The organism is Streptomyces cyanogenus (assembly GCF_017526105.1).
GTDB classification, from domain to species: Bacteria; Actinomycetota; Actinomycetes; order Streptomycetales; family Streptomycetaceae; genus Streptomyces; species Streptomyces cyanogenus.
Window position 1 is genome coordinate 7,771,491 of sequence record NZ_CP071839.1, and the last position, 23,850, is coordinate 7,795,340.

The 23,850-nt window shown below is 71.0% G+C and carries 5 protein-coding genes and 1 pseudogene; 4 read left to right on the top strand and 2 right to left on the bottom strand.

Annotated elements, in window-relative coordinates; translation table 11 throughout:
• Nucleotides 1-7 precede the first annotated feature (7 nt).
• Nucleotides 8-19,309 carry a type I polyketide synthase gene (locus S1361_RS39575; protein WP_425088111.1) on the top strand — a complete coding sequence of 6,434 codons (19,302 nt, stop codon included), beginning with the start codon at nucleotides 8-10 and terminating at the stop codon, nucleotides 19,307-19,309.
• 136 nt (nucleotides 19,310-19,445) lie between these two features.
• Here the strand turns inward: S1361_RS39575 and S1361_RS34505 are convergent, their stop codons facing one another.
• A complete protein-coding gene (locus S1361_RS34505; protein ID WP_208035757.1) occupies nucleotides 19,446-20,219 on the bottom strand; it encodes a thioesterase II family protein in 774 nt (257 codons plus the stop codon).
• 226 nt (nucleotides 20,220-20,445) lie between these two features.
• On the opposite strand from S1361_RS34505, the gene S1361_RS34510 reads away from it, so the two are divergent.
• Complete coding sequence (locus S1361_RS34510) at nucleotides 20,446-21,480, top strand: GDP-mannose 4,6-dehydratase (protein ID WP_208035758.1); 1,035 nt, start codon at nucleotides 20,446-20,448, stop codon at nucleotides 21,478-21,480.
• 177 nt (nucleotides 21,481-21,657) lie between these two features.
• On the opposite strand, the pseudogene S1361_RS39580 reads toward S1361_RS34510, so the two are convergent.
• Nucleotides 21,658-21,904, bottom strand: a pseudogene (locus tag S1361_RS39580) (alpha/beta hydrolase fold domain-containing protein); the annotation flags it as partial.
• Between the two features lie 727 nt (nucleotides 21,905-22,631).
• On the opposite strand from S1361_RS39580, the gene S1361_RS34515 reads away from it, so the two are divergent.
• A complete protein-coding gene (locus S1361_RS34515) occupies nucleotides 22,632-22,793 on the top strand; it encodes a hypothetical protein (protein WP_208035759.1) in 162 nt (53 codons plus the stop codon).
• 81 nt (nucleotides 22,794-22,874) lie between these two features.
• A complete protein-coding gene (locus S1361_RS34520) occupies nucleotides 22,875-23,846 on the top strand; it encodes an arginase family protein (RefSeq protein WP_208035760.1) in 972 nt (323 codons plus the stop codon).
• Nucleotides 23,847-23,850: the final 4 nt, after the last annotated feature.

A 23,850-nucleotide genomic window follows, 5' to 3' on the forward strand; every position in this document is an offset into this window, starting at 1 on the left:
CGAGTATCTGAGGCGTGTCACGGTCGACCTGCGCACCGCCCGCCAGCGCATAGAGGAACTCGAGCTGAAGGGACGCGAGCCGATCGCCGTGGTCGGCATGGCGTGCCGGTACCCGGGCGGTGTGCGCTCGCCGGAGGACCTGTGGCAGCTGGTCGTGGACGGCACCGACGCCGTCACCGAGTTCCCGGCCAACCGCGGCTGGGACCTCGACACCCTCTACGACGCCGACCCCGAGCACCTGGGCACGTCCTACGCGCGGGCCGGCGGATTCCTCCACGATGCGGGGAACTTCGACGCCGAACTCTTCGGCATGAGCCCGCGGGAGGCCATGGCGACGGACGCGCAGCAGCGTCTGTTGCTGGAGACGTCATGGGAGGCGTTGGAACGGGCGGGTATCGACCCGGCGTCGCTGCGCGGCAGCCGCGCAGGCGTCTACGCGGGGGTGATGTACAGCGACTACCGGGAACTGCTCGCCGACGACGCCTTCGAGGGCTACCGCACCAACGGCAGCCTGCCCAGCGTCGCCTCGGGCCGCGTGGCCTACACACTGGGGCTGGAGGGGCCGGCGGTCACGGTCGACACGGCGTGTTCGTCGTCGCTGGTGTCGCTGCACCTGGCCGCGCAGGCGCTGCGCAACGGCGACTGCACGCTGGCCCTGGCCGGCGGCGTGACGGTGATGTCCACGCCGAGCACCTTCGTGGAGTTCTCGCGCCAGCGCGCCCTTTCCGCGGACGGCCGGTGCAAGGCCTTCTCCGACTCGGCCGACGGCACCGGCTGGGCCGAGGGCGTGGGCGTACTCGTGCTGGAGCGCCTGTCGGACGCACGGCGGCTCGGCCACCCGGTGCTCGCGGTGGTGCGGGGTTCGGCGGTGAACCAGGACGGCGCGTCGAACGGCCTGACCGCGCCGAACGGACCTTCGCAGCAGCGGGTCATGAAGTTGGCGCTGGACAGCGCCGGGCTGCGAGCGTCCGAAGTGGACGTCGTCGAGGCGCACGGCACGGGCACGACGCTGGGTGATCCGATCGAGGCGCAGGCGCTGCTGGCGACCTACGGGCAGGATCGTGAGACGCCGTTGCTGCTGGGTTCGGTGAAGTCGAACATCGGGCACACGCAGGCCGCCGCCGGTGTCGCCGGTGTGATCAAGATGGTCATGGCGATGCAGCATGGGCTCGTGCCGAAGTCGCTCCACGCCGAAACGCCGTCGTCCCATGTGGACTGGTCGGCGGGTGCGGTGACACTGGCGGCGGAGGCGAGCCCATGGCCGGCGGTGGACCGGCCGCGCCGGGCGGCGGTGTCGTCGTTCGGGATATCCGGCACCAACGCGCACACGATCCTGGAGCAGGCCCCGGATGCCGAGCCGCGCGCCGAAGCGCCGGTCGACGCGGTCGTGCCGTGGGTGCTGTCCGGGCACACGCCGACGGCGTTGCGCGCGCAGGCGAAGCAGCTGGCACTCCGGCTGGACACGGGTGCGCATCCGGCGGACGTCGGCCTCACCCTGGCCACCGGCCGAGCGCACCTTGCGCACCGGGCCGCGTTCGTCGGCCGGGACGCCGCCGGCCTCGCGGCGAAGCTGACGGCCTGGGCCGCGCTGGAGGGGGTGGCTGGTGATGGCCGGTTGGGTGTTGTGTTCACGGGTCAGGGTGCGCAGCGGTTGGGGATGGGGCGTGGGTTGTATGGCCGGTTCCCGGTGTTCGCGGAGGCTTTCGATGCGGTGGTCGCGGAGTTGGGTGCGGATGTCCGGGAGGTGATGTGGGGCGGGGATGCTGATGTGTTGAACCGTACGGGGTGGTCGCAGCCGGCGTTGTTCGCGCTGGAGGTGGCGTTGTTTCGGTTGGTGGAGTCGTGGGGTGTGCGGCCTGAGGTGGTGGCCGGGCATTCGCTGGGCGAGGTGGTGGCCGCGCATGTGGCGGGTGTGTTCTCGCTGGGGGATGCGTGCCGGTTGGTGCGTGCGCGTGCCGCTTTGATGGACGGGCTGCCGGCGGGCGGTGCGATGCTCGCGGTGTCGGCTTCGGAGGCCGATGTGAGTGGCCTGCTCGCTGCTGGGGTGTCCATCGCCGCTGTCAACGGCCCGACGTCGGTGGTCGTGGCCGGCACGGAAGACGCCGTGGAGAGCGTTGCGCGGGCGGCGGGTGAACGGGGTTGGAAGCACACGCGGTTGTCGGTGTCGCATGCGTTCCATTCGCCGTTGATGGATCCGATGCTGGAGGAGTTCGCGGCTGCGATCGAGGGGATCGAGTTCCGTGAGCCGGTGATCCGGCTGGTGTCGGGTGATCCGACGAGTCCGGAGTACTGGGTGCGGCATGTGCGTGAGGCCGTGCGGTTCGCCGATGCGGTGCGGGCGATGGTCGATGATGGTGTGGGTACGTTCCTGGAGCTGGGGCCGGACGGGACGCTCTCGGCGATGATCCAGGAGACTGCGGCCGTCACCACGGTTCCCGCACTGCGCCGAGACCGGGATGAGGAGGAGTCGGTCGTCACCGCGCTCGGCGCCTTGCACTCGGCCGGCGTGCAGGTCGAGTGGGCAGCGTTCTTCGGGCCCCTGCACGCCACCCGCGTGGACCTGCCCACCTACGCCTTCCAGCACCACCACTACTGGCCCGAGCCGGCCGATGACGAGCCGGGCGCGACCGACCCGGTGGACGCCGAGTTCTGGGACGCCATCGAGAGCGAGGACCTCGACAGCCTCGCCGCCGGCCTCGGTCTCACCGGTGAGGAGCTGTCCGGAGTGGTGCCGGCGCTCGCCGCATGGCGCCGCCGCCGACGGACCGAACGCGACCTCGATGCCGTGCGCCACCGCGAAACGTGGGCACCGCTGACCGGAGCCGTCACCGGCGCCCCGCGCGGCACCTGGCTCGTGATCGTGCCGGAGGGAGCCGACGAGACCTGGGTGAGCCGCGTCGCCGGCACGGCCGGTCCGGGCGCGATCCGTGTGGACGTACCGGTGACCGCCGACGCCGACGCTCTCGCCGCGCGGCTGTCCATCGCGGAGGGCACGGGCTTCGCGGGCGTGCTGTCGTTACTGGCCGAGGACCCGGCCGGACCGGTTGCCACGGCCACGCTGCTCCGCGCTCTCTCCGGGCTCGGCACCACCGCGCCCCTGTGGGCGGTCACGCGCGGCGCCGTCGCCGCCGTCGAGGACGACACCGTCGAGCACCCCGAACGCGCCGGCGTCTGGGGGCTGGGCCGGGTCGCCGCGCTCGAGCACCCGGACGGCTGGGGCGGTGTGATCGACCTGCCCGTCGAGCCCGACGACGCCGCACTCACGCGTTGCGCCGCCCTGCTCGCGCATCCCGGCGGCGAGGAAGAAGTCGCCATCCGCAACGGGGGCGTCGCGCTCGGCCGACGGCTGACACCCGCGCCCGCCGGGGACGCGCAGGAGTGGATTCCGACCGGCACGGTGCTCATCACCGGCGGTACCGGTGCGCTGGGCGCGCGCGTGGCCCGCTGGCTCGCGGACCGAGGTGTCGCACGTCTCGTACTGGTGAGCCGCCGGGGTGGCACGGCGCCGGGCGCCACCGAGCTGCACGACGAATTGACCGCCTCCGGCGTCGAGGTGGACCTGGTCGCGGCGGACACAGCGGACCGGGACGCCATGGCGGCCGTCCTCGCGGCGATTCCCGCCGACCAGCCTCTGACCGGCGTCGTCCACGCGGCCGGCGTCCTCGCGGACGGCGTGCTGACCAGGCTGGGCGGAGAGCAGTTCGAGACGGTGTTCCGGGCCAAGGCCGCCTCGGCTCTGGTGCTGGACGAACTGACCCGCGGTCACGACCTGTCGGTGTTCGCCCTGTTCTCCTCGGCCGCCGGTTCCGTCGGCAACCCCGGCCAGGCGAACTACGCCGCGGCCAACGCGGTCCTCGACTCCGTCGCCCAGCGTCGCCGCGCGCTGGGGCTGCCCGGCACCTCGCTGGCGTGGGGCGCGTGGGCCGGGGACGGCATGGGCGGCAGCGCGACGGGCGTCGGCGCCGCCGCGCTCGACCCGCGACTGGCCCTCACGGTGCTCGGACAGGCCGTCACGGCGCCCGACCCCACGCTCACCGTGCTCGATATGCGCCACCCCGACGTGGTGGCCACCCTGCTCACACCACGGCCGCACCGCCCTCTGCTGTCGGCACTGCCGGAGGCGCGCCGCTTCGCCGAATCCTCCGCCGTTCCGGCGTCCGGACTCGCCGCAGAGCTGCGGGCTCTCGACCAGGACCAACGCCTGGCACGGGTCGCCGGCGTGGTGCGGGGCGCCGTGGCGGCGGTCCTGCACAGGATGCCCGGCGACATCACGCCGGACCGCGAGTTCGGCAAGCTGGGCTTCGACTCTCTGGCCTCCGTCGAGCTGCGCAACCGGCTTGTCGCGGCGACCGGGCTCAGCCTGCCCGCGTCCCTGCTCTACGACCACCCGACCCCGGCCCGGGTGACGGAGCTCCTGCTCGCCCAGCTGCTCGACAGCCCGAGAACCACCGTCACGGCACCGGTCGCCGCCGTCACTGACGAGCCGATCGCCATCGTCGGCATGGCGTGCCGTTTCCCCAACGGCATCGACTCGCCCGAAGCCCTCTGGGCGCTGCTGGCCGAGGGCAGCGACGCGATCGGGCCGTTTCCCACGGACCGTGGCTGGGACCTGGACGGTCTCGCAGGCGACCGACCGGACCGCAGCGCCACGCAACGGGGTGGCTTCCTGCATGACATCGCCGGCTTCGACGCGGAGTTCTTCGAGGTCTCCCCGCGGGAGGCGGTGGCGATGGACCCGCAGCAACGACTCCTGCTGGAGACGTCGTGGGAGGCACTGGAACGCGCGGGGATCGACCCCCTGTCGCTGCGCGGCAGCTCCTCGGGCGTGTTCGTCGGCACGAACGGCCAGGACTACGGCGACGTGCTCGCCGGCACCGAGGCCGGCCGCCAGGGACACACCGGCACGGGCCTCGCCGCCAGTGTGCTGTCCGGCCGCCTCTCGTACACGCTCGGTCTGGAAGGACCGGCGGTCACCGTGGACACGGCGTGCTCGTCCTCGCTGGTGGCGCTGCACTGGGCGACGCAGGCACTGCGCGGTGGTGAATGCTCGCTGGCGCTGGTCGGCGGTGTGACGCTGATGACGACGCCGTGGCTGTTCGTGGAGTTCTCCCGGCAGGGCGGGCTGGCGCCGGACGGCCGGTGCAAGGCGTTCGCCGAGGACGCCGACGGCACGGGGTGGTCCGAGGGCATCGGCATGATCGTGGTCGAGCGGCTGTCCGACGCCGTCCGTAACGGGCACGAAGTCCTCGCTCTGGTGCGGGGTTCGGCGGTGAACCAGGACGGCGGGTCGAACGGCCTGACGGCGCCGAACGGACCTTCGCAACAGCGCGTGATCCGGGCCGCGCTGGCCAGTGCCGGTCTCGAGCCGTCCGGAGTGGACGCCGTGGAGGCGCACGGCACGGGCACGTCGCTGGGTGATCCGATCGAGGCGCAGGCGCTGCTGGCGACCTACGGGCAGGACCGTGAGACGCCGTTGCTGCTGGGTTCGGTGAAGTCGAACATCGGGCACACGCAGGCCGCCGCCGGTGTCGCGGGCATCATCAAGATGGTCCTCGCGCTGCGCAGCGGCGAGCTGCCGAAGACGCTGCACGTCGGTGAAGTGTCGTCCCGGGTGGACTGGGACTCGGGTGCGGTGTCGGTACTGACCGAGGCGAGGGCGTGGCCGGTGGTGGAGCGGCCGCGGCGGGCGGCGGTGTCGTCGTTCGGGATCTCGGGGACGAACGCGCACACGATTCTGGAGCAGGCGCCGGCCGGTGAGGTCGTTGAGCCGGCGGCGGTGGATGTCGTGGTGCCGTGGGTGGTGTGCGGCCGGTCCGGGGTGGCCGCCCGTGAGCAGTTGGCCCGGTTGGCGGAGGTTTCCGCGCGGCCGCTGGACGTGGCGTACTCCTTGTTGGCGCGGTCGCGGTTCGACCACCGTCTGGTTTCGGTGGGCCGGACGTCGGGTGAGCTGTTGGCGGCCGGGGTGGAGGGGGTGGCTGGTGATGGCCGGTTGGGTGTTGTGTTCACGGGTCAGGGTGCGCAGCGGTTGGGGATGGGGCGTGGGTTGTATGGCCGGTTCCCGGTGTTCGCGGAGGCTTTCGATGCGGTGGTTGCGGAGTTGGGTGCGGATGTCCGGGAGGTGATGTGGGGCGGGGATGCTGGTGCGTTGAACCGTACGGGGTGGTCGCAGCCGGCGTTGTTCGCGCTGGAGGTGGCGTTGTATCGGTTGGTGGAGTCGTGGGGTGTGCGGCCTGAGGTGGTGGCCGGGCATTCGCTGGGCGAGGTGGTGGCCGCGCATGTGGCGGGTGTGTTCTCGCTGGGGGATGCGTGCCGGTTGGTGCGTGCGCGTGCCGCTTTGATGGACGGGCTGCCGGTGGGCGGTGCGATGCTCGCGGTGTCGGCTACGGAGGCCGATGTTGTCTCCGTGTTGCCGGAGGGTGCCTGTGTGGCGGCGGTGAACGGCCCGACGTCGGTGGTCGTGGCCGGCACGGAAGACGCCGTGGAGAGCGTTGCGCGGGCGGCGGACGAGCAGGGGTGGAAGCACACGTGGTTGTCGGTGTCGCATGCGTTCCATTCGCCGTTGATGGATCCGATGCTGGAGGAGTTCGCGGCTGCGATCGAGGGGATCGAGTTCCGTGAGCCGGTGATCCGGTTGGTGTCGGGTGATCCGACGAGTCCGGAGTACTGGGTGCGGCATGTGCGTGAGGCCGTGCGGTTCGCCGATGCGGTGCGGGCGATGGTTGATGATGGTGTGGGTACGTTCCTGGAGCTGGGGCCGGACGGGACGCTGTCGGCGATGATCCAGGAGAGCGCCGAGGTGACGACCGTGCCGATGCTGCGGCGCGATCGTGATGAGGAAACGTCGGCGGTCACCGCCGTGGCCGGCGTGTTCGCGCACGGGGTGGCCGTGGACTGGGAGGCGTTCTTCGCAGGCACGGGCGCCCGCCGGGTCGAACTGCCGACCTACGCCTTCCAGCACGAGCGGTACTGGCCGGAGCGCACCGGTGCCACCGGAGACGTGTCCGGGGCCGGACTCGCTTCGGTCGAACACCCACTGCTGGGCGCGGCCGTTGCCGTCGCCGGTGGCGAGGTCACCGTGCTCACCGGGCGGCTGTCCGTGCGGTCCGTGCCGTGGCTGGCGGATCATGCCGTGCACGGCCAGGTTCTGTTCCCCGGCACCGGGTTCGTCGAGCTGGCGCTGCGCGCCGGCGACGAGGTCGGGCTCGACCGGATCGACGAGCTGACCCTGGCGGTCCCGCTCGTTCTGCCCGAAACCGGCGCGGTGCACATGCAGGTGCGGGTTGACGGCACTGCCTTCGGCGTGTTCTCCCGCCTCGAACACAGCGACGGTCCGTGGACACAACACGCGTTCGGCGCCCTGGCCGCCTCCGAGGCCGCCACGGCCGACTTCTCCACGTGGCCGCCGGCCGGTGCGGAAGCCATCGCCCTGGACGGTTTCTACGAGCGGCTCGCCGGCCTCGGCTTCGGCTACGGCCCGATGTTCCGCGGTCTCACGGCCGCCTGGCGCCGGGGCGGCGATATCTACGCGGAGGTCGTGCTGCCGGACCGGGCGGCCGGCCAGGCCGACGCGTACGGCCTGCATCCGGCGCTGCTGGACGCGGTTCTGCACGCGGCGTCGCTGACCGGGGGCACCGATCGCAGTGTGCTCCCGTTCGCCTGGGAGGGCGTGACCCTGCACGCCTCGGCGGCCGCCGCGCTGCGCGTGGCCCTGACCGGCAATCCCGCTGACGGCGTCACCATCGCCGCCGCAGACACAGCCGGCAACATGGTTGCCACCGTCGACTCGCTCGTGTTCCGCGAGTTCGCCGCCGACCAGGTCAGCCCAGGCACCGACGCGCTCTACCGGATCGACTGGTCGGCACGGGCACGCGCCGGCAACGAGCCGGTGACCGCCGTCGTGCTCGGCGACGATCCGCGCGGTGTCGCCGACCGGTTGCGTTCGGCAGGTGTCACTGTCTCGGCCACCGTCGACCTGGCCACGCTCGGTGACGCCCCCGGCGCCCCCGACGCCGTCGTCGTACCTCTCGCTGCCGACGGTGATGTGCTCACCGGAACCCATGATCTCGCCGCCCGTGTGCTGAGCCTGCTCCAGCGCTGGCTCGCGTCCGACGTGTCGTCCGACGGGACCCGGCTGGTGTTCGTCATCGACGGCGCCGATCCGGCCACGGCCGCGACGTGGGGCCTCGTGCGGTCCGCCCAGACCGAGAACCCCGGCCGCTTCGTCCTCGTCGATGCCGACCACGGACCGCTGCCGCTGGGCGCGGTCCTCGGTACGGACGAGCCCCAGGTGCGCGTCCGGGACGGCGAGGTCCGGGCCGCTCGGCTCGCCCGCCTCACCGCCCCCGCCGCGAGCACGCACTGGGACGCCGACGGGACGGTCCTGATCACGGGTGGCACCGGCGGGCTCGGCGCGAGCCTCGCACGGCACCTCGTCGCCGGGCACGGCGTGCGGCACCTGCTGTTGCTCAGTCGCCGCGGACCCGACGCCGAGGGCGCCACCGAGTTGGTCGCCGATCTGACAGGACTCGGTGCCACCGCAACGGTCCTCGCCTGCGACGTGACGGACCGGGAGGCGCTGGCGGCGGCACTTGCCACCGTGGCGGCCGAGCACCCGCTGCGTGCCGTCGTGCACGCCGCCGGTGTGCTGGACGACGGTGTCATCGACTCCCTCACGCCCGAGCGCCTCGCCACGGTGCTGCGAGTGAAGGCGGATGCCGCCTGGCACCTGCACGAGCTGACCACCGACCTCGACGCCTTCGTGCTCTTCTCCTCGGTCGCCGGCATCCTCGGCGCGGCCGGCCAGGGCAATTACGCTGCGGGCAACGCGTTCCTCGACGCCCTCGCCGCCCACCGCCGCGCCCACGGACTGCCCGGCCTGTCGCTCGCGTGGGGCGCGTGGGCGCCCGGGACCGGCATGACCGCCGGGCTCACCGACGCCGACCGCGCCCGCCTCGCCCGTGAAGGCGTGCCGCCGCTGACGGTCGAGCAGGGCATGGCGCTGTTCGACGCGGCCCTGTCCGTGCCGGACGAGGCGGTGGTGTCGCCCGTGCTGCTCGATCTGGCGGCGGTGCGGGCTCGTGGCGAGGTGCCCGCCTTGCTGCGCGGGCTCGTGCGCATGCGGGGCCGGCGGCTCGCGGCGCACGGAGGGGAGGTGGCCGACGGCCTGGCCCACCGCCTCGCAGCGCTCCCAGAGGCCGGCCGCACGGAGGTCGTGCTCGACCTGGTTCGTGGCCGTGTGGCGGCCGTGCTGGGCTACGACGCCTCGGCGCCGGTGGATCCGGAGCGCTCGTTCCGGGAGCTGGGCATGGATTCCCTGACGGCGGTGGAACTGCGCAACGGCCTGGCCGCCGTGACCGGGTTGCGGCTGCCGGCGACGCTCGTGTTCGACTACCCGACCTCCGCCGGGCTGGCGGCCTACCTGATCGGGGAACTGCTGGGGACCGAGCCGGCGGAGACGCCGGTCGCGTCACTGCCGTCCGTGTCCGACGACCCGGTGGTGATCGTGGGCATGGCGTGCCGGTACCCGGGTGGGGTGCGCTCGCCGGAGGACCTGTGGCAGCTGGTCACCGACGAGGTGGACGCCGTGTCGGCATTCCCGGACAACCGGGGCTGGGACCTCGACGGCCTGTACGATCCCGACCCCGACCACCTCGGCACCACGTACGCGCGTGAGGCGGGTTTCCTGCACGACGCGGGGGAGTTCGACGCGGAGTTCTTCGGCATGAGCCCCCGGGAGGCGCTTGCCACGGACGCGCAGCAGCGTCTGCTGCTGGAGACGTCGTGGGAGGCGCTGGAGCGGGCGGGCCTCGATCCGGTGTCGCTGCGGGGCAGCCGCACCGGTGTGTTCGCCGGCGTGATGTACAGCGACTACGCGGAACTGCTGAACACCCCGGAGTTCGAGGGGTACCGCGGCAACGGCAGCGCACCGAGCGTGGCGTCCGGCCGCGTCGCCTACACCTTCGGCTTCGAGGGTCCGGCGGTCACGGTCGACACGGCGTGTTCGTCCTCGTTGGTGGCCCTGCACTGGGCGGCCCAGGCGTTGCGGTCGGGTGACTGTGATCTGGCGCTGGCCGGCGGGGTGACCGTGCTGTCCACCCCGAACCTGTTCGTCGACTTCTCCCGCCAGCGGGGTATGTCCGTCGATGGCCGCTGCCGGTCCTTCGCCGACTCCGCTGACGGTGTCGGGTGGTCCGAGGGTGTCGGCATGCTGGTGGTGGAGCGGCTGTCGGACGCGGTGCGCAACGGGCACGAGATCCTTGCCGTGGTGCGGGGTTCGGCGGTGAACCAGGACGGCGCGTCGAACGGCCTGACGGCGCCGAACGGGCCGTCCCAGCAGCGTGTGATCCGCCAGGCTCTGGCCGGGGCAGGTCTGTCGCCGCTCGATGTGGATGTCGTGGAGGGTCACGGCACCGGTACGACGCTGGGTGATCCGATCGAGGCGCAGGCGCTGCTGGCGACCTACGGGCAGGATCGTGAGACGCCGTTGCTGCTGGGTTCGGTGAAGTCGAACATCGGGCACACGCAGGCCGCCGCCGGTGTCGCCGGTGTGATCAAGATGGTCATGGCGCTCCGCCGCGGTGTTGCGCCGCGGACCTTGCACGTGGACCGGCCCTCGTCACACGTGGACTGGGAAGCCGGTGACGTCGAGCTGGTGACCGAGGCGAGGGCGTGGCCGGTGGTGGAGCGGCCGCGGCGGGCGGCGGTGTCGTCGTTCGGGATCTCGGGGACGAACGCGCACACGATCCTGGAGCAGGCGCCGGCCGGTGAGGTCGTTGAGCCGGCGGCGGTGGATGTCGTGGTGCCGTGGGTGGTGTGCGGCCGGTCCGGGGCGGCCGCCCGTGAACAGTTGGCCCGGTTGGCGGAGGTTTCCGCGCGGCCACTGGACGTGGCGTACTCCTTGTTGGCGCGGTCGCGGTTCGACCACCGTCTGGTTTCGGTGGGCCGGACGTCGGGTGAGCTGTTGGCGGCCGGGGTGGAGGGGGTGGCTGGTGATGGCCGGTTGGGGGTTGTGTTCACGGGTCAGGGTGCGCAGCGGTTGGGGATGGGGCGTGGGTTGTATGGCCGGTTCCCGGTGTTCGCGGAGGCTTTCGATGCGGTGGTCGCGGAGTTGGGTGCGGATGTCCGGGAGGTGATGTGGGGCGGGGATGCTGGTGCGTTGAACCGTACGGGGTGGTCGCAGCCGGCGTTGTTCGCGCTGGAGGTGGCGTTGTTTCGGTTGGTGGAGTCGTGGGGTGTGCGGCCTGAGGTGGTGGCCGGGCATTCGCTGGGTGAGGTGGTGGCCGCGCATGTGGCGGGTGTGTTCTCGCTGGGGGATGCGTGCCGGTTGGTGCGTGCGCGTGCCGCTTTGATGGACGGGCTGCCGGTGGGCGGTGCGATGCTCGCGGTGTCGGCTTCGGAGGCCGATGTGAGTGGCCTGCTCGCTGCTGGTGTGTCCATCGCCGCTGTCAACGGCCCGACGTCGGTGGTCGTGGCCGGCACGGAAGAGGCCGTGGAGAGCGTTGCGCGGGCGGCGGGTGAACGGGGTTGGAAGCACAAGCGGTTGTCGGTGTCGCATGCGTTCCATTCGCCGTTGATGGATCCGATGCTGGAGGAGTTCGCGGCTGCGATCGAGGGGATCGAGTTCCGTGAGCCGGTGATCCGGTTGGTGTCGGGTGATCCGACGAGTCCGGAGTACTGGGTGCGGCATGTGCGTGAGGCCGTGCGGTTCGCCGATGCGGTGCGGGCGATGGTCGACGATGGTGTGGGTACGTTCCTGGAGCTGGGGCCGGACGGGACGCTCTCGGCGATGATCCAGGAGAGCGCCGAGGTGACGACCGTGCCGATGCTGCGGCGCGATCGTGATGAGGAAACTTCGGCGGTCACCGCCGTGGCCGGCGTGTTCGCGCACGGGGCGGCCGTGGACTGGGAGGCGTTCTTCGCCGGCACGGGCGCCCGCCGGGTCGAACTGCCGACCTACGCCTTCCAGCACGAGCGGTACTGGCCGGAGACGCTCGGATCGACCGGCGGCGTGTCCGGTGCCGGGCTCGAGTCCGTGGAACACCCGCTGCTCGGTGCCGCCGTCGAACTGCCGGACGGCGGCGGTGTCATCCTCACTGGCCGACTGTCGCTGCGTGCGCAGCCCTGGCTGGCGGATCACGTCGTACACGGCCGGGTCCTGTTCCCCGGCACCGGTTTCGTGGAGCTGGCGCTGCGCGCCGGGGACGAACTCGGCCTCCAGCAGATCGAGGAACTGACGCTGTCCGTCCCGCTGGAGGTGCCCGAAACGGGTGCGGTTCCCGTGCAGGTGAGGGTCTCGGAGCCCGACGCGAACGGCCGCGCCGAACTCGATGTCTTCTCCCGCGACGGAGAGGAATGGATCCGGCACGCGACCGGCGTCCTCCGTGCGGCGGCCGTCGAACCGGCCTGGGACGCGGGGCACTGGCCGCCGACCGGGGCCGTCGCGCTCGACCTCACCGGCTTCTACGACGGGACCGACTACGGCCCGACCTTCCGGGGCGTGACCGCTGCCTGGCGCGTCGGGGACGACGTGTTCGCCGAGGTCACGCTGCCGGAGCTTGTCCGAGACGTGGCGGCCTTCGGCATCCACCCCGCACTGCTCGACGCCGTGCTCCACGGGGCCGCGTTCCTCGTGAGCGCTGAGCCCGGCACCCTGCTGCCGTACGCGTGGACGGGCGTGGGACTGCACGCGAGCGGCGCGGCCACCGTACGGGTGCGACTGAGCGGTTCCGCGTCCGACGGTATCGGGATCGCGGTCGCCGACGGCACCGGCAGGTCGGTTGCGACAGTCGGCACGCTGCACCTGCGCGCCCCCGAACACGCCGATCGCGTGCGCTCCTTGTATCGGGTGGAGTGGGTGACGTCGGTGCCGGCGGTCGAGGTGGGTGATGTGCAGTTCGTGGAGTTGGTGGGTGGCGTTGATGTGGTGGCGTCGGCGCGTGCGTTGGCGGTTCGGGCGCTGGAGCTGGTGCGGGAGCCGGATTCGCGGGTGGTGTTCGTGACCCGGGGTGTGGTCAGTGGTGCGGATCCGGCTGCTGCTGTGGTGTGGGGTCTGGTGCGGTCGGCGCAGCGGGAGTTGCCGGGCCGGTTCTGGCTGGTGGATGTGGAGGGCGGGGGTGAGCCGGTTGTCACGGATGAGCCGGAGGTGGTGGTGCGTGGGGGTGAGGCGTTCGCGGCTCGGCTGGTCCGGGCCGGGGCTGAGGGGGGTGGGGGTCGGTCCTGGAGTGGTGAGGGGACGGTGTTGGTCACTGGTGGTACGGGTGGTCTGGGTGCGTTGGTGGCGCGGCATGTGGCTGAGCAGGGTGTGCGCAGGCTGCTTCTGCTGAGTCGGCGTGGTCCGGCTGCGGAGGGTGTGTCGGAGCTGGTGGCCGAGTTGGCTCGGTTGGGTGCGGATGCCGAGGTCGTGGCGTGTGATGTGGCGGACCGGGCGGCGTTGGCGAAGGTGCTCCACGGGCGTGTGGTGTCGGGTGTGGTGCACGCGGCTGGGGTGGTGGACGATGGTGTGCTGGAGGCGATGACACCGCAGCGGCTGGACGGGGTGCTGGGGCCGAAGGCGGATGCGGCGTGGTATTTGCATGAACTGGTCGGGGATGTGGATCAGTTCGTGATGTTCTCGTCGGTGGCGGGGGTGTTCGGTGCGGCCGGTCAGGCGAACTATGCGGCCGCCAATGCGTTCCTGGATGCGCTGGCGGCTCATCGTCGGGCCCGCGGCTGGTCGGGAGTGTCGCTGGCATGGGGTCCGTGGGAGCGGAGCGCGGGCATGACCGAGCAGTTGGCTGCGGCCGATGTGGCGCGTATGCGGCGCTCGGGTGTCCTGCCGCTGGGTTCCGCGGAAGGTCTGGCCCTGTTCGACGCCGCGACCGACCCGGTGATGGTGCCGGTGAAGCTGGACCTGACGGGACTGCGGGCTTCCGGTGAGGTGCCGCCGCTGCTGCGCGGCCTCGTCCGCACCCCGGCCCGCCGTGGTGTCGCACGCACCGGCGAGGCCGGTGACCTCGCGCACCGCCTGGCCGGCCTGCCCGCTGAGGCCCGCACCGACCTGGTGCTCGACCTGGTGCGCGGGCGGGCGGCGACCGTGCTCGGGCACGTGGACGGTTCACTGGTCGATCCGGAGCGCTCGTTCCAGGAACTGGGCCTCGACTCGCTGACGGCGGTGGAGCTACGCAACGGCTTGTCGGCGGCCACCGGGTTACGGCTGCCGGCGACCCTCGTGTTCGACTACCCGACCTCGGCCGCGCTCGCGCACCACCTGCTCGACGAATTGCTCGGCACCGCTGAGCAGACCCCGGTTCCCGCCGGGGCACTGCCGTCGCTCTCCGACGATCCGGTCGTGATCGTGGGCATGGCGTGCCGGTATCCGGGTGGGGTGGGGTCGCCGGAGGACCTGTGGCAGTTGGTCACCGAGGGCGTCGACGCCGTCGGTGACTTCCCGGACGACCGCGGCTGGGACCTCGACGCCCTCTACCATCCCGATGCGGCGCACACCGGCACGTCCTACACCCGATCCGGCGGGTTCCTGCACCAGGCCGGGGAGTTCGATGCCGCGTTCTTCGGCATGAGCCCCCGGGAGGCGCTCGCCACGGACGCGCAGCAGCGTCTGCTGCTGGAGACGTCATGGGAAGCGCTGGAGCGGGCGGGCCTCGATCCGGTGTCGCTGCGGGGCAGCCGCACCGGCGTGTTCGCCGGCGTGATGTACGGCGACTACGCGGAACTGCTGAACACCCCGGAGTTCGAGGGCTTCCGTGGCAACGGCAGCTCCGCCAGCGTGGCCTCCGGGCGCGTGGCGTACTCGCTGGGCCTCGAGGGGCCGGCGGTCACGGTCGACACGGCGTGTTCGTCCTCGTTGGTGGCCCTGCACTGGGCGGCCCAGGCGTTGCGGTCGGGTGACTGTGATCTGGCGCTGGCCGGCGGGGTGACCGTGCTGTCCACCCCGGAGCTGTTCGTGGAGTTCTCGCGGCAGCGAGGCATGTCGGCAGACGGCCGGTGCAAGGCGTTCGCGGACTCCGCTGACGGTGTCGGGTGGTCCGAGGGTGTCGGCATGCTGGTGGTGGAGCGGCTGTCGGACGCGGTGCGCAACGGGCACGAGATCCTTGCCGTGGTGCGGGGTTCGGCGGTGAACCAGGACGGCGCGTCGAACGGCCTGACGGCGCCGAACGGGCCGTCGCAGCAGCGCGTGATCCGCCAGGCTCTGGCCGGGGCAGGTCTGTCGCCGCTCGATGTGGATGTCGTGGAGGGTCACGGCACCGGTACGACGCTGGGTGATCCGATCGAGGCGCAGGCGCTGCTGGCGACCTACGGGCAGGATCGTGAGACGCCGTTGCTGCTGGGTTCGGTGAAGTCGAACATCGGGCACACGCAGGCCGCCGCCGGTGTCGCCGGTGTGATCAAGATGGTCATGGCCATGCGCAACGGCCTTGTGCCCCGGACCTTGCACGTGGACCGGCCCTCGTCACACGTGGACTGGACCGCCGGCGACGTCGACCTCGTCACGGAGAACACCGTCTGGCCGGAGGTGGAACGGCCGCGACGGGCGGCTGTGTCGTCGTTCGGTATTTCCGGCACCAACGCTCACACCGTCCTCGAGCAGCACATCGTCAGCCCGGTCGAGCCGGAACCTGCCGACGTCGTGGTGCCGTGGGTGGTGGCCGGCAAGACAGCGGCCGCCCTGAAGGAGCAGCTCGCGCGGCTCGCCCGCAGTCACGGACGGCCGCTGGACATCGGCTACTCGCTGGCGACGACCCGCTCGGCGTTCGAGTACCGGGCTGTGCTCGTCGGACGGACCAAGGACGAACTGTCGGCGGCCGGGGTGGAGGGGGTGGCTGGTGATGGCCGGTTGGGTGTTGTGTTCACGGGTCAGGGTGCGCAGCGGTTGGGGATGGGGCGTGGGTTGTATGCCCGGTTCCCGGTGTTTGCGGAGGCTTTCGATGCGGTGGTCGCGGAGTTGGGTGCGGATGTCCGGGAGGTGATGTGGGGCGGGGATTCTGGTGCGTTGAACCGTACGGGGTGGTCGCAGCCGGCGTTGTTCGCGCTGGAGGTGGCGTTGTTTCGGTTGGTGGAGTCGTGGGGTGTGCGGCCTGAGGTGGTGGCCGGGCATTCGCTGGGTGAGGTGGTGGCCGCGCATGTGGCGGGTGTGTTCTCGCTGGGGGATGCGTGCCGGTTGGTGCGTGCGCGTGCCGCTTTGATGGACGGGCTGCCGGTGGGCGGTGCGATGCTCGCGGTGTCGGCTACGGAGGCGGATGTTGTCTCCGTGTTGCCGGAGGGTACCTGTGTGGCGGCGGTGAACGGCCCGACGTCGGTGGTCGTGGCCGGCACGGAAGACGCCGTGGAGAGCGTTGCGCGGGCGGCGGGTGAACGGGGTTGGAAGCACACGCGGTTGTCGGTGTCGCATGCGTTCCATTCGCCGTTGATGGATCCGATGTTGGAGGAGTTCGCGGCTGCGATCGAGGGGATCGAGTTCCGTGAGCCGGTGATCCGGTTGGTGTCGGGTGATCCGACGAGTCCGGAGTACTGGGTGCGGCATGTGCGTGAGGCCGTGCGGTTCGCCGATGCGGTGCGGGCGATGGTCGATGATGGTGTGGGTACGTTCCTGGAGCTGGGGCCGGACGGGACGCTGTCGGCGATGATCCAGGAGAGCGCGGCCGTCACCACGGTTCCCGCACTGCGCCGAGACCGGGATGAGGAAACGGCTGCGGTGTCGGCGCTGGCGGTGCTGCACGCCCATGGTGTCAGGGTGGACTGGGAGGCGTTCTTCGCCGGCACGGGCGCCCATCGGGTCGAACTGCCGACCTACGCCTTCCAGCACGAGCGGTTCTGGCCGCAGCCGTCGGAAGCAGCGCCCTCGACGGCCGGCCACCCGCTTCTCCACTCCGTTGTGGCACTGGCCGACGGCGACGGCGTGGTCCTCACCGGCCGGCTGTCGCTGCGGACACAGCCGTGGCTGGCGGATCACGTCGTACACGGCCGGGTCCTGTTCCCCGGCACCGGTTTCGTGGAGCTGGCGCTGCGCGCCGGGGACGAACTCGGCCTCCAGCAGATCGAGGAACTGACCATGGCGGCGCCGCTGGTGGTGCCGGAGAAGGGCAGCGTCGCCCTTCAGGTGTCGGTCGACGGGACCGGCCGGATCGGTGTCTTCTCCCGGCCCGACGGTACGGACGGCCCGTGGACGCAGCATGCCACCGGCACCCTGGGCCAGGGCACCAGGCCCGCCGCCGACATCGGCGCGTGGCCACCGGCCGGTGCGGAACCCCTGTCGCTCGACGGGTTCTACGATCGCGTGCTGGAGCTCGGTTTCGACTACGGACCGGCGTTCCAGGGTCTGCGGTCGGTCTGGCACGCCGCCGACGGCGTCTTGTTCGCCGAGGTCGAACTGCCCGAACACATGTCGGGACAGTACGGCTTGCACCCGACACTGTTCGACGCAGCCCTGCACACCCTCGGCACGACCGCGCACGGCGAGCCGAGCCGGGTGCCGTTCTCCTGGGAGGGCGTGTCCCTGCACGCGACCGGCGCCACAGCACTGCGGGTCCGGCTGGCCGTCGACGGCGACACCGCGTCGCTGACCGCGGTCGACCCGGCGGGCACTCTCGTGCTCTCCGCCGATGCGCTCACGCTGCGTACCGTCACGCCGGATCAGCTCGGCCAGGTCGACTCCTTGTATCGGGTGGAGTGGGTGACGTCGGTGCCGGCGGTCGAGGTGGGTGATGTGCGGTTCGTGGAGTTGGTGGGTGGCGTTGATGTGGTGGCGTCGGCGCGTGCGTTGGCGGTTCGGGCGCTGGAGCTGGTGCGGGAGCCGGATTCGCGGGTGGTGTTCGTGACCCGGGGTGTGGTCAGTGGTGCGGATCCGGCTGCTGCTGTGGTGTGGGGTCTGGTGCGGTCGGCGCAGCGGGAGTTGCCGGGTCGGTTCTGGCTGGTGGATGTGGAGGGCGGGGGTGAGCCGGTTGTCACGGATGAGCCGGAGGTGGTGGTGCGTGGGGGTGAGGCGTTCGCGGCTCGGCTGGTCCGGGCCGGGGCTGAGGGTGGTGAGCGTCGGTCCTGGAGTGGTGAGGGGACGGTGTTGGTCACTGGTGGTACGGGTGGTCTGGGTGCGTTGGTGGCGCGGCATGTGGCTGAGCAGGGTGTGCGCAGGCTGCTTCTGCTGAGTCGGCGTGGTCCGGCTGCGGAGGGTGTGTCGGAGCTGGTGGCCGAGTTGGCTCGGTTGGGTGCGGATGCCGAGGTCGTGGCGTGTGATGTGGCGGACCGGGCGGCGTTGGCGAAGGTGCTCCACGGGCGTGTGGTGTCGGGTGTGGTGCACGCGGCTGGGGTGGTGGACGATGGTGTGCTGGAGGCGATGACACCGCAGCGGCTGGACGGGGTGCTGGGGCCGAAGGCGGATGCGGCGTGGTATTTGCATGAACTGGTCGGGGATGTGGATCAGTTCGTGATGTTCTCGTCGGTGGCGGGGGTGTTCGGTGCGGCCGGTCAGGCGAACTATGCGGCCGCCAATGCGTTCCTGGATGCGCTGGCGGCTCATCGTCGGGCTCTGGGTTGGTCGGGAGTGTCGCTGGCGTGGGGTCCGTGGGAGCGGAGCGCGGGCATGACCAGCGAGCTGACCGGGGCGGACGTGGCGCGCATGCGGCGTTCGGGTGTGCTGCCGCTGGGTTCCGCGGAGGGTCTGGCGCTGTTCGACGCCGCGACCGACCCGGCGATGGTGCCGGTGAAGCTGGACCTGACGGGACTGCGGGCTTCCGGTGAGGTGCCGCCGCTGCTGCGCGGCCTCGTCCGCACCCCGGCCCGCCGTACGGCGGCCACCGCGTACTCCGGTGGCGGGATCGTCGCGGCACTTGGCGCGGCCGCGCCCGCCGACCGGCCGGAGCTGGTGCTCGAGCTGATTCGCAGGCACGCCGCCGCCGTCCTCGGGCACGGTGACGCGGCGGAGCTCTCCCCGGACCGGCGGTTCCAGGACCTCGGGTTCGACTCGCTGATCGCTGTGGAGTTCCGCAACAGGATCGGTGCGGAGATCGGGCAACGGCTGCCCGCAGCACTGCTGTTCGACTACCCGACTCCGGGTGACCTGGTCGACCACCTGCTGCCCAGGCTCGTCGCCGACGAACCCACCGGGCCTGCCGCGCTGCTGGCGGATCTGGATCGGCTGGAGCGCGCGCTGGACGAGACCACGGTGGACGACGAGCGCCTGCATCGGCAGATCGCCGGCCGGCTGGAAGCGCTCCGCAGCAGGTGGGCGGCAGATCGACAGGAAGAAGACGGCTTCGATGTCGAGTCGGCCACCGACGACGACATGTTCCGCCTGCTCGATGACGAGCTGGGCCTGAACTGAGGACCAGGGAGCGCGTCGTGGCAGCGGGTGCCTGACCGGGCATTCGTGGGCGGTGAGGGCCGGGCGTGATCGCCCGGCCCTCACCGCCGAACGCTCGGAAACGACGGCCTCGCCGCCGTACCCGGCCCGGGAACGACTACCTGATGGCGGCCCCGTTGGAGACGGCGGACAGCGCGGACGCCAACTCGGCGTTCACCTCGGCCTGGTGCTCGACCAGGTAGAAGTGGCCGCCGGGGAACGTGCGGAGGCGAAAGGCGGCGGTGGAGTGTTCGCGCCATTGGTCGGCCTCCGCGACGGTTGTTTTCGGGTCGTCATCCCCCACCAGTACGGTGATCGGGCAGTCGACCGTGCTGCCCGGCACGCCCTGGTAGGTCTCGATGACCCGGTAGTCGCCGCGCACCGCCGGCAAGGCCATCCTCACGATCTCCTCGTCGCCCAGTAGGTCCGCCTGGGTGCCGTTGAGCATCCGCAACTCGTCGAGCAGGCTCTCGTCGTCCCGCAGGTGCACGCGCTCGTTGCGGTGTGTGGCCGGCGCGCGCCGACCGGACGCCACGATCGCTCGGGGCGCGGCGGGTGTGTCAGCGAGTGCCAGGGCTGTCTCGAACGCGAGCACCGCACCCATGCTGTGTCCGAAGTAGACAGTCGGCAGCGGCCTTTCCTGCTCGAGTACCGGCCCGATGCGAGCGACGTACTCCGCGACGCTGGGCACCAGTGGCTCATGTCTGCGGTCCTGGCGGCCGGGGTACTGGAGGATCACGACGTCGGCGGCTGCTGCGTGGGTCATCGCGACGGGGTGGTAGAAGCTCGCGGAGCCGCCCGCATGCGGGAAGCAGACGAGCCGTACGCGGGTACTGGCGTTGGGCCGGAAGCGGCGCAGCCAGCGCTCCGCGTCGGTGCCGGGGACGGGCATGAGGTCTCCTCGGGGCAGTCGTCAGAGGCGAGTAGGTCCCATTCCTGACCGGAGAATCCCCAGTCCCGAGAAATGATCGTGCCAATTCCCAGTGATGCACTAGGGTGCTCCGACTTTCGTTGACACTGCGGACTTGCGGCTGTGAATGTCACTACCAGGGACTGCTCCCGCGAAAAGTTCACAGCGCGTAGCGGTCATTTTTCCCGTCGCGGCAGAAGGGAATGTCGTGTCCAAGCGTGCTCTCATCACTGGGGTCACCGGTCAGGACGGCTCGTACCTCGCAGAACACCTGCTGGCACAGGGCTACCAGGTATGGGGTCTGATACGGGGCCAGGCCAACCCGCGAAAGTCACGGGTCAGCCGCCTCGCGTCCGATCTCTCCTTTGTGCACGGTGACCTCATGGACCAGGCCAGCCTGGTCTCGGCGCTGGACCACGTCCAGCCTGACGAGGTGTACAACCTCGGAGCCGTCTCGTTCGTGCCGATGTCCTGGCAACAGCCGGAACTGGTGACCGAAGTCAACGGCGCCGGTGTGCTCCGAATGCTGGAGGCCATTCGCATGATCAGTGGGCTGAACACATCCAGGTCGACCCGCTCCGGTCGGATCCGGTTCTACCAGGCGTCGTCCTCGGAGATGTTCGGGAAGGTCGCGGAGACTCCGCAGCGGGAGTCGACCCGGTTCCACCCCCGTAGCCCGTACGGGGTGGCCAAGGCCTATGGCCATTTCATCACGCGTAACTACCGTGAGTCGTTCGATATGTACGGCGTCTCCGGCATCCTGTTCAACCACGAGTCCCCGCGCCGTGGTGCCGAGTTCGTGACCAGGAAGATCTCGCTGGCCGTCGCTCGGATCAGGCTGGGACTGCAGGACAAGCTGGCGCTGGGCAACCTGGACGCGGTGCGTGACTGGGGCTTCGCCGGCGACTACGTCAAGGCGATGCACCTGATGCTCCAGCAGGACGAGCCGGGGGACTACGTGATCGGGACCGGCGTCATGCACTCGGTCCGTGACGCGGTGCAGATCGCCTTCGACGCCGTGGGCCTCAACTGGGAGGACCACGTCATGATCGACCCATCGCTGGTCCGCCCGGCTGAAGTGGAGACGCTGTGCGCCGACTCCGGCATGGCCCGAGCCGCGTTGGACTGGGCGCCCACGGTGAAGTTCGAGGAACTGATGCAGATGATGGTCGAGTCGGACCTGGAGCAGGCATCGCGGACCCGCGATTATGGCGAGCTGTTGGCAGCCGCCGACAGCTGGTGACGCCATGACCGACAAGCAAACCGGCCCCACCCTTCCGACGCCCGGGAGCAACGCCAGTAGCCGTCACCTGCCCAGCCCAAGCGTCGGTTGCCCACCCTACGGTTCCCCGGAACGTCCACCCGTCTTGACCTGACTCCTATGCTGCAGGGCGGCGTGCGGGTGGCCAGGGTGATGCCGGCCTCCACGCATGGTCATCAGGGTGAGCGCAGCGGTCATGCTGCCGCCCACCGAGTCCCCGGACACGGCCGGCCGGGAGCCGTCCAGACCGTGGGACGCGCCCTCGTCCACCACCTACTGGGCGACGGCGTAGTCCTGCTCGGTGAGGCACCGGGTGGCGGGCCGCGGGGGAGAGGTCGTACTCGGGAAGGACCACTACGGCCTCGGCGCCCACCGTCGGCTCGCGCGCCGGACGGTCATACGTATGCCGACGGGCCAGTGTGAGCCCTCGAACACCCGGCGACAGCTGACCACACAAAGCCTGGCCGCTGGGCAGGTGACCGGTGGCCCGGGCACGGTCCGGATCTCGGTCGGCGCCGGCCTGAACGTTCCCGCGTCGACGGGGACGACCTCCAGTCCCGGTTCAACGGGAACTCCGGGCACGGAAACACTCCAGTGCCTTCGAACTTGGCCTCGCCGTTCAACTCCGGGACCCGATCGGCAGCGGGTGTTCCACAAGAACTGTCAGCGTGTGGTTTCCGCTGGGCGGGGCATTCTGGGCCCGTTCCGTGTTCGGCACCGTCCCACTGGAACCGGCCAGTGGGACGTCTGCTTTGGTACCGCGTCCACGGTGCTCCTGTCCGCGTACGGCGGACGAGGGGCGGCTTCCCGGCCGTAGTGGCCGGGCCGACGAGCGAGCGGATCGGGCCACTTGCGCCGGGGCGCCGATCGTCGCCCGCGTGAGTCGGAAGGCGGCCCGTGCCGAGGTGCAGGTCGTCGATTCGGGGCAATCGCACCCTTTCCGGCATGGCGGAAAATAATCGCTCGAAGTGGCGGCAAGCGGCTTGGCCGGTTCGTGACCCTTGACGGCCGGACAGGTGACCGCCAAGGCTTTCTTCGTCGCATTCGCGGCAAGTACGTGCAGCACATTGGGCCGCCGATCGCCGATCGGCAAGCCCTTTCCCACTGTTTGACCGACAGTAAGGAGTGCAGCCATGTCGAAGTACACCCTGGAAAAGAAGCCCGCGTTCTTCCGCGCCTCCGACGTGGAGGTTTTCTTCGAGGCGGAGGCCATGGAGACCGAGGCCGTGATCAGCAGCCTCGGCGAGGAGCTGGAGGTCGACGCCGAGCTGGACGCGATCCTCGGCGAGCGCTGACCAAGGCACCCAGGAGGGAGCGGCTCCGGCCGCTCCCTCCGTCCGCGAGCTGTTCCGAATTTCCGAAGGAAACGTGCTGACGTGCCAAGACTGCGGACGAAAACCGCGTTCGCCGGACTGAGAACGGTCGCGCCCGGCGCAGTGCCGCCGGACGCCGCCGCGGCGGTCGTCGGTTCCGGTTATTCCCTCGGCAGCGCCCACCAAGGGGCCGAAAACGGCCCCTTCTTTCTCCGGACGCTTTCCAAAGCGCATACCTGGGGTGCGGAACAGCCCGGTATCGTCCAGCTGCGCAACGGACGCGTCCCCCTGGAACGCGCGGTCGACATCGGCGACGTGCTCTTCGACGGCATGGCGCTCGCCGACGCCCAGGAGGCGCTCGCCCAGGTGATCGCCGCCCTGCCCGCCGGCACCGTCCCCGCGGTGATCGGCGGCGACCACACGGTCACCCTGCCGGTCGTCCAGGCGCTGTGGAAGCGGCGCCGGCGCCCCTTCACGGTCGTCCAGTTCGACCACCACCTGGACCTCCAGCTCTGGGACGGCGCACCGACCCGGGACGTTCCCCGGGACCCGATCTTCAACACCAACGTGATGTCCCACGTGTCCGACCTGGTCGGACCCGAGCGTCTCCTCCAGGTCGGGGTGGCGCCGTACGCCACGGTGGAGGCCGACAGCGCCGACGGCCTGGACGGCTTTCTGCACGGGGTCGGACGGCAACTGCCGCTGCTGGCCCCGGAACTCGACGACCCCGAAGCCTTCCGCGCCGCCCTCGGCACCGGTACCGACGTCTACCTCACCGTCGACATCGACGTCCTGGACCGTTCGGTGATGTCCTCCACCGGCTATCCGGCGGAGGCCGGCCTGGGCACCCGGGACCTGCTGCGCCTCATCGACTGGGTGCTCCGGGACAACCGGCTCGTCGGCTTCGACCTGGTGGAGTTCGCCGCTCCGGCCGACGCCCGCGACGCCACCACGCTCTCGGATGCCGGCCGCGCCGTACTGGTGTTCCTGCATCTTCTCAACTGGGCATGCCGCCAGGCGGCAGAGAGGGCGTGACGAC

Coding starts and splice junctions, on each gene's coding strand:
- S1361_RS34515 (WP_208035759.1), top strand. CDS start 22,632: ATGTCGAAGTACACCCTGGAAAAGAAGCCCGCGTTCTTCCGCGCCTCC.
- S1361_RS34505 (WP_208035757.1), bottom strand. CDS start 20,219: ATGCCCGTCCCCGGCACCGACGCGGAGCGCTGGCTGCGCCGCTTCCGG.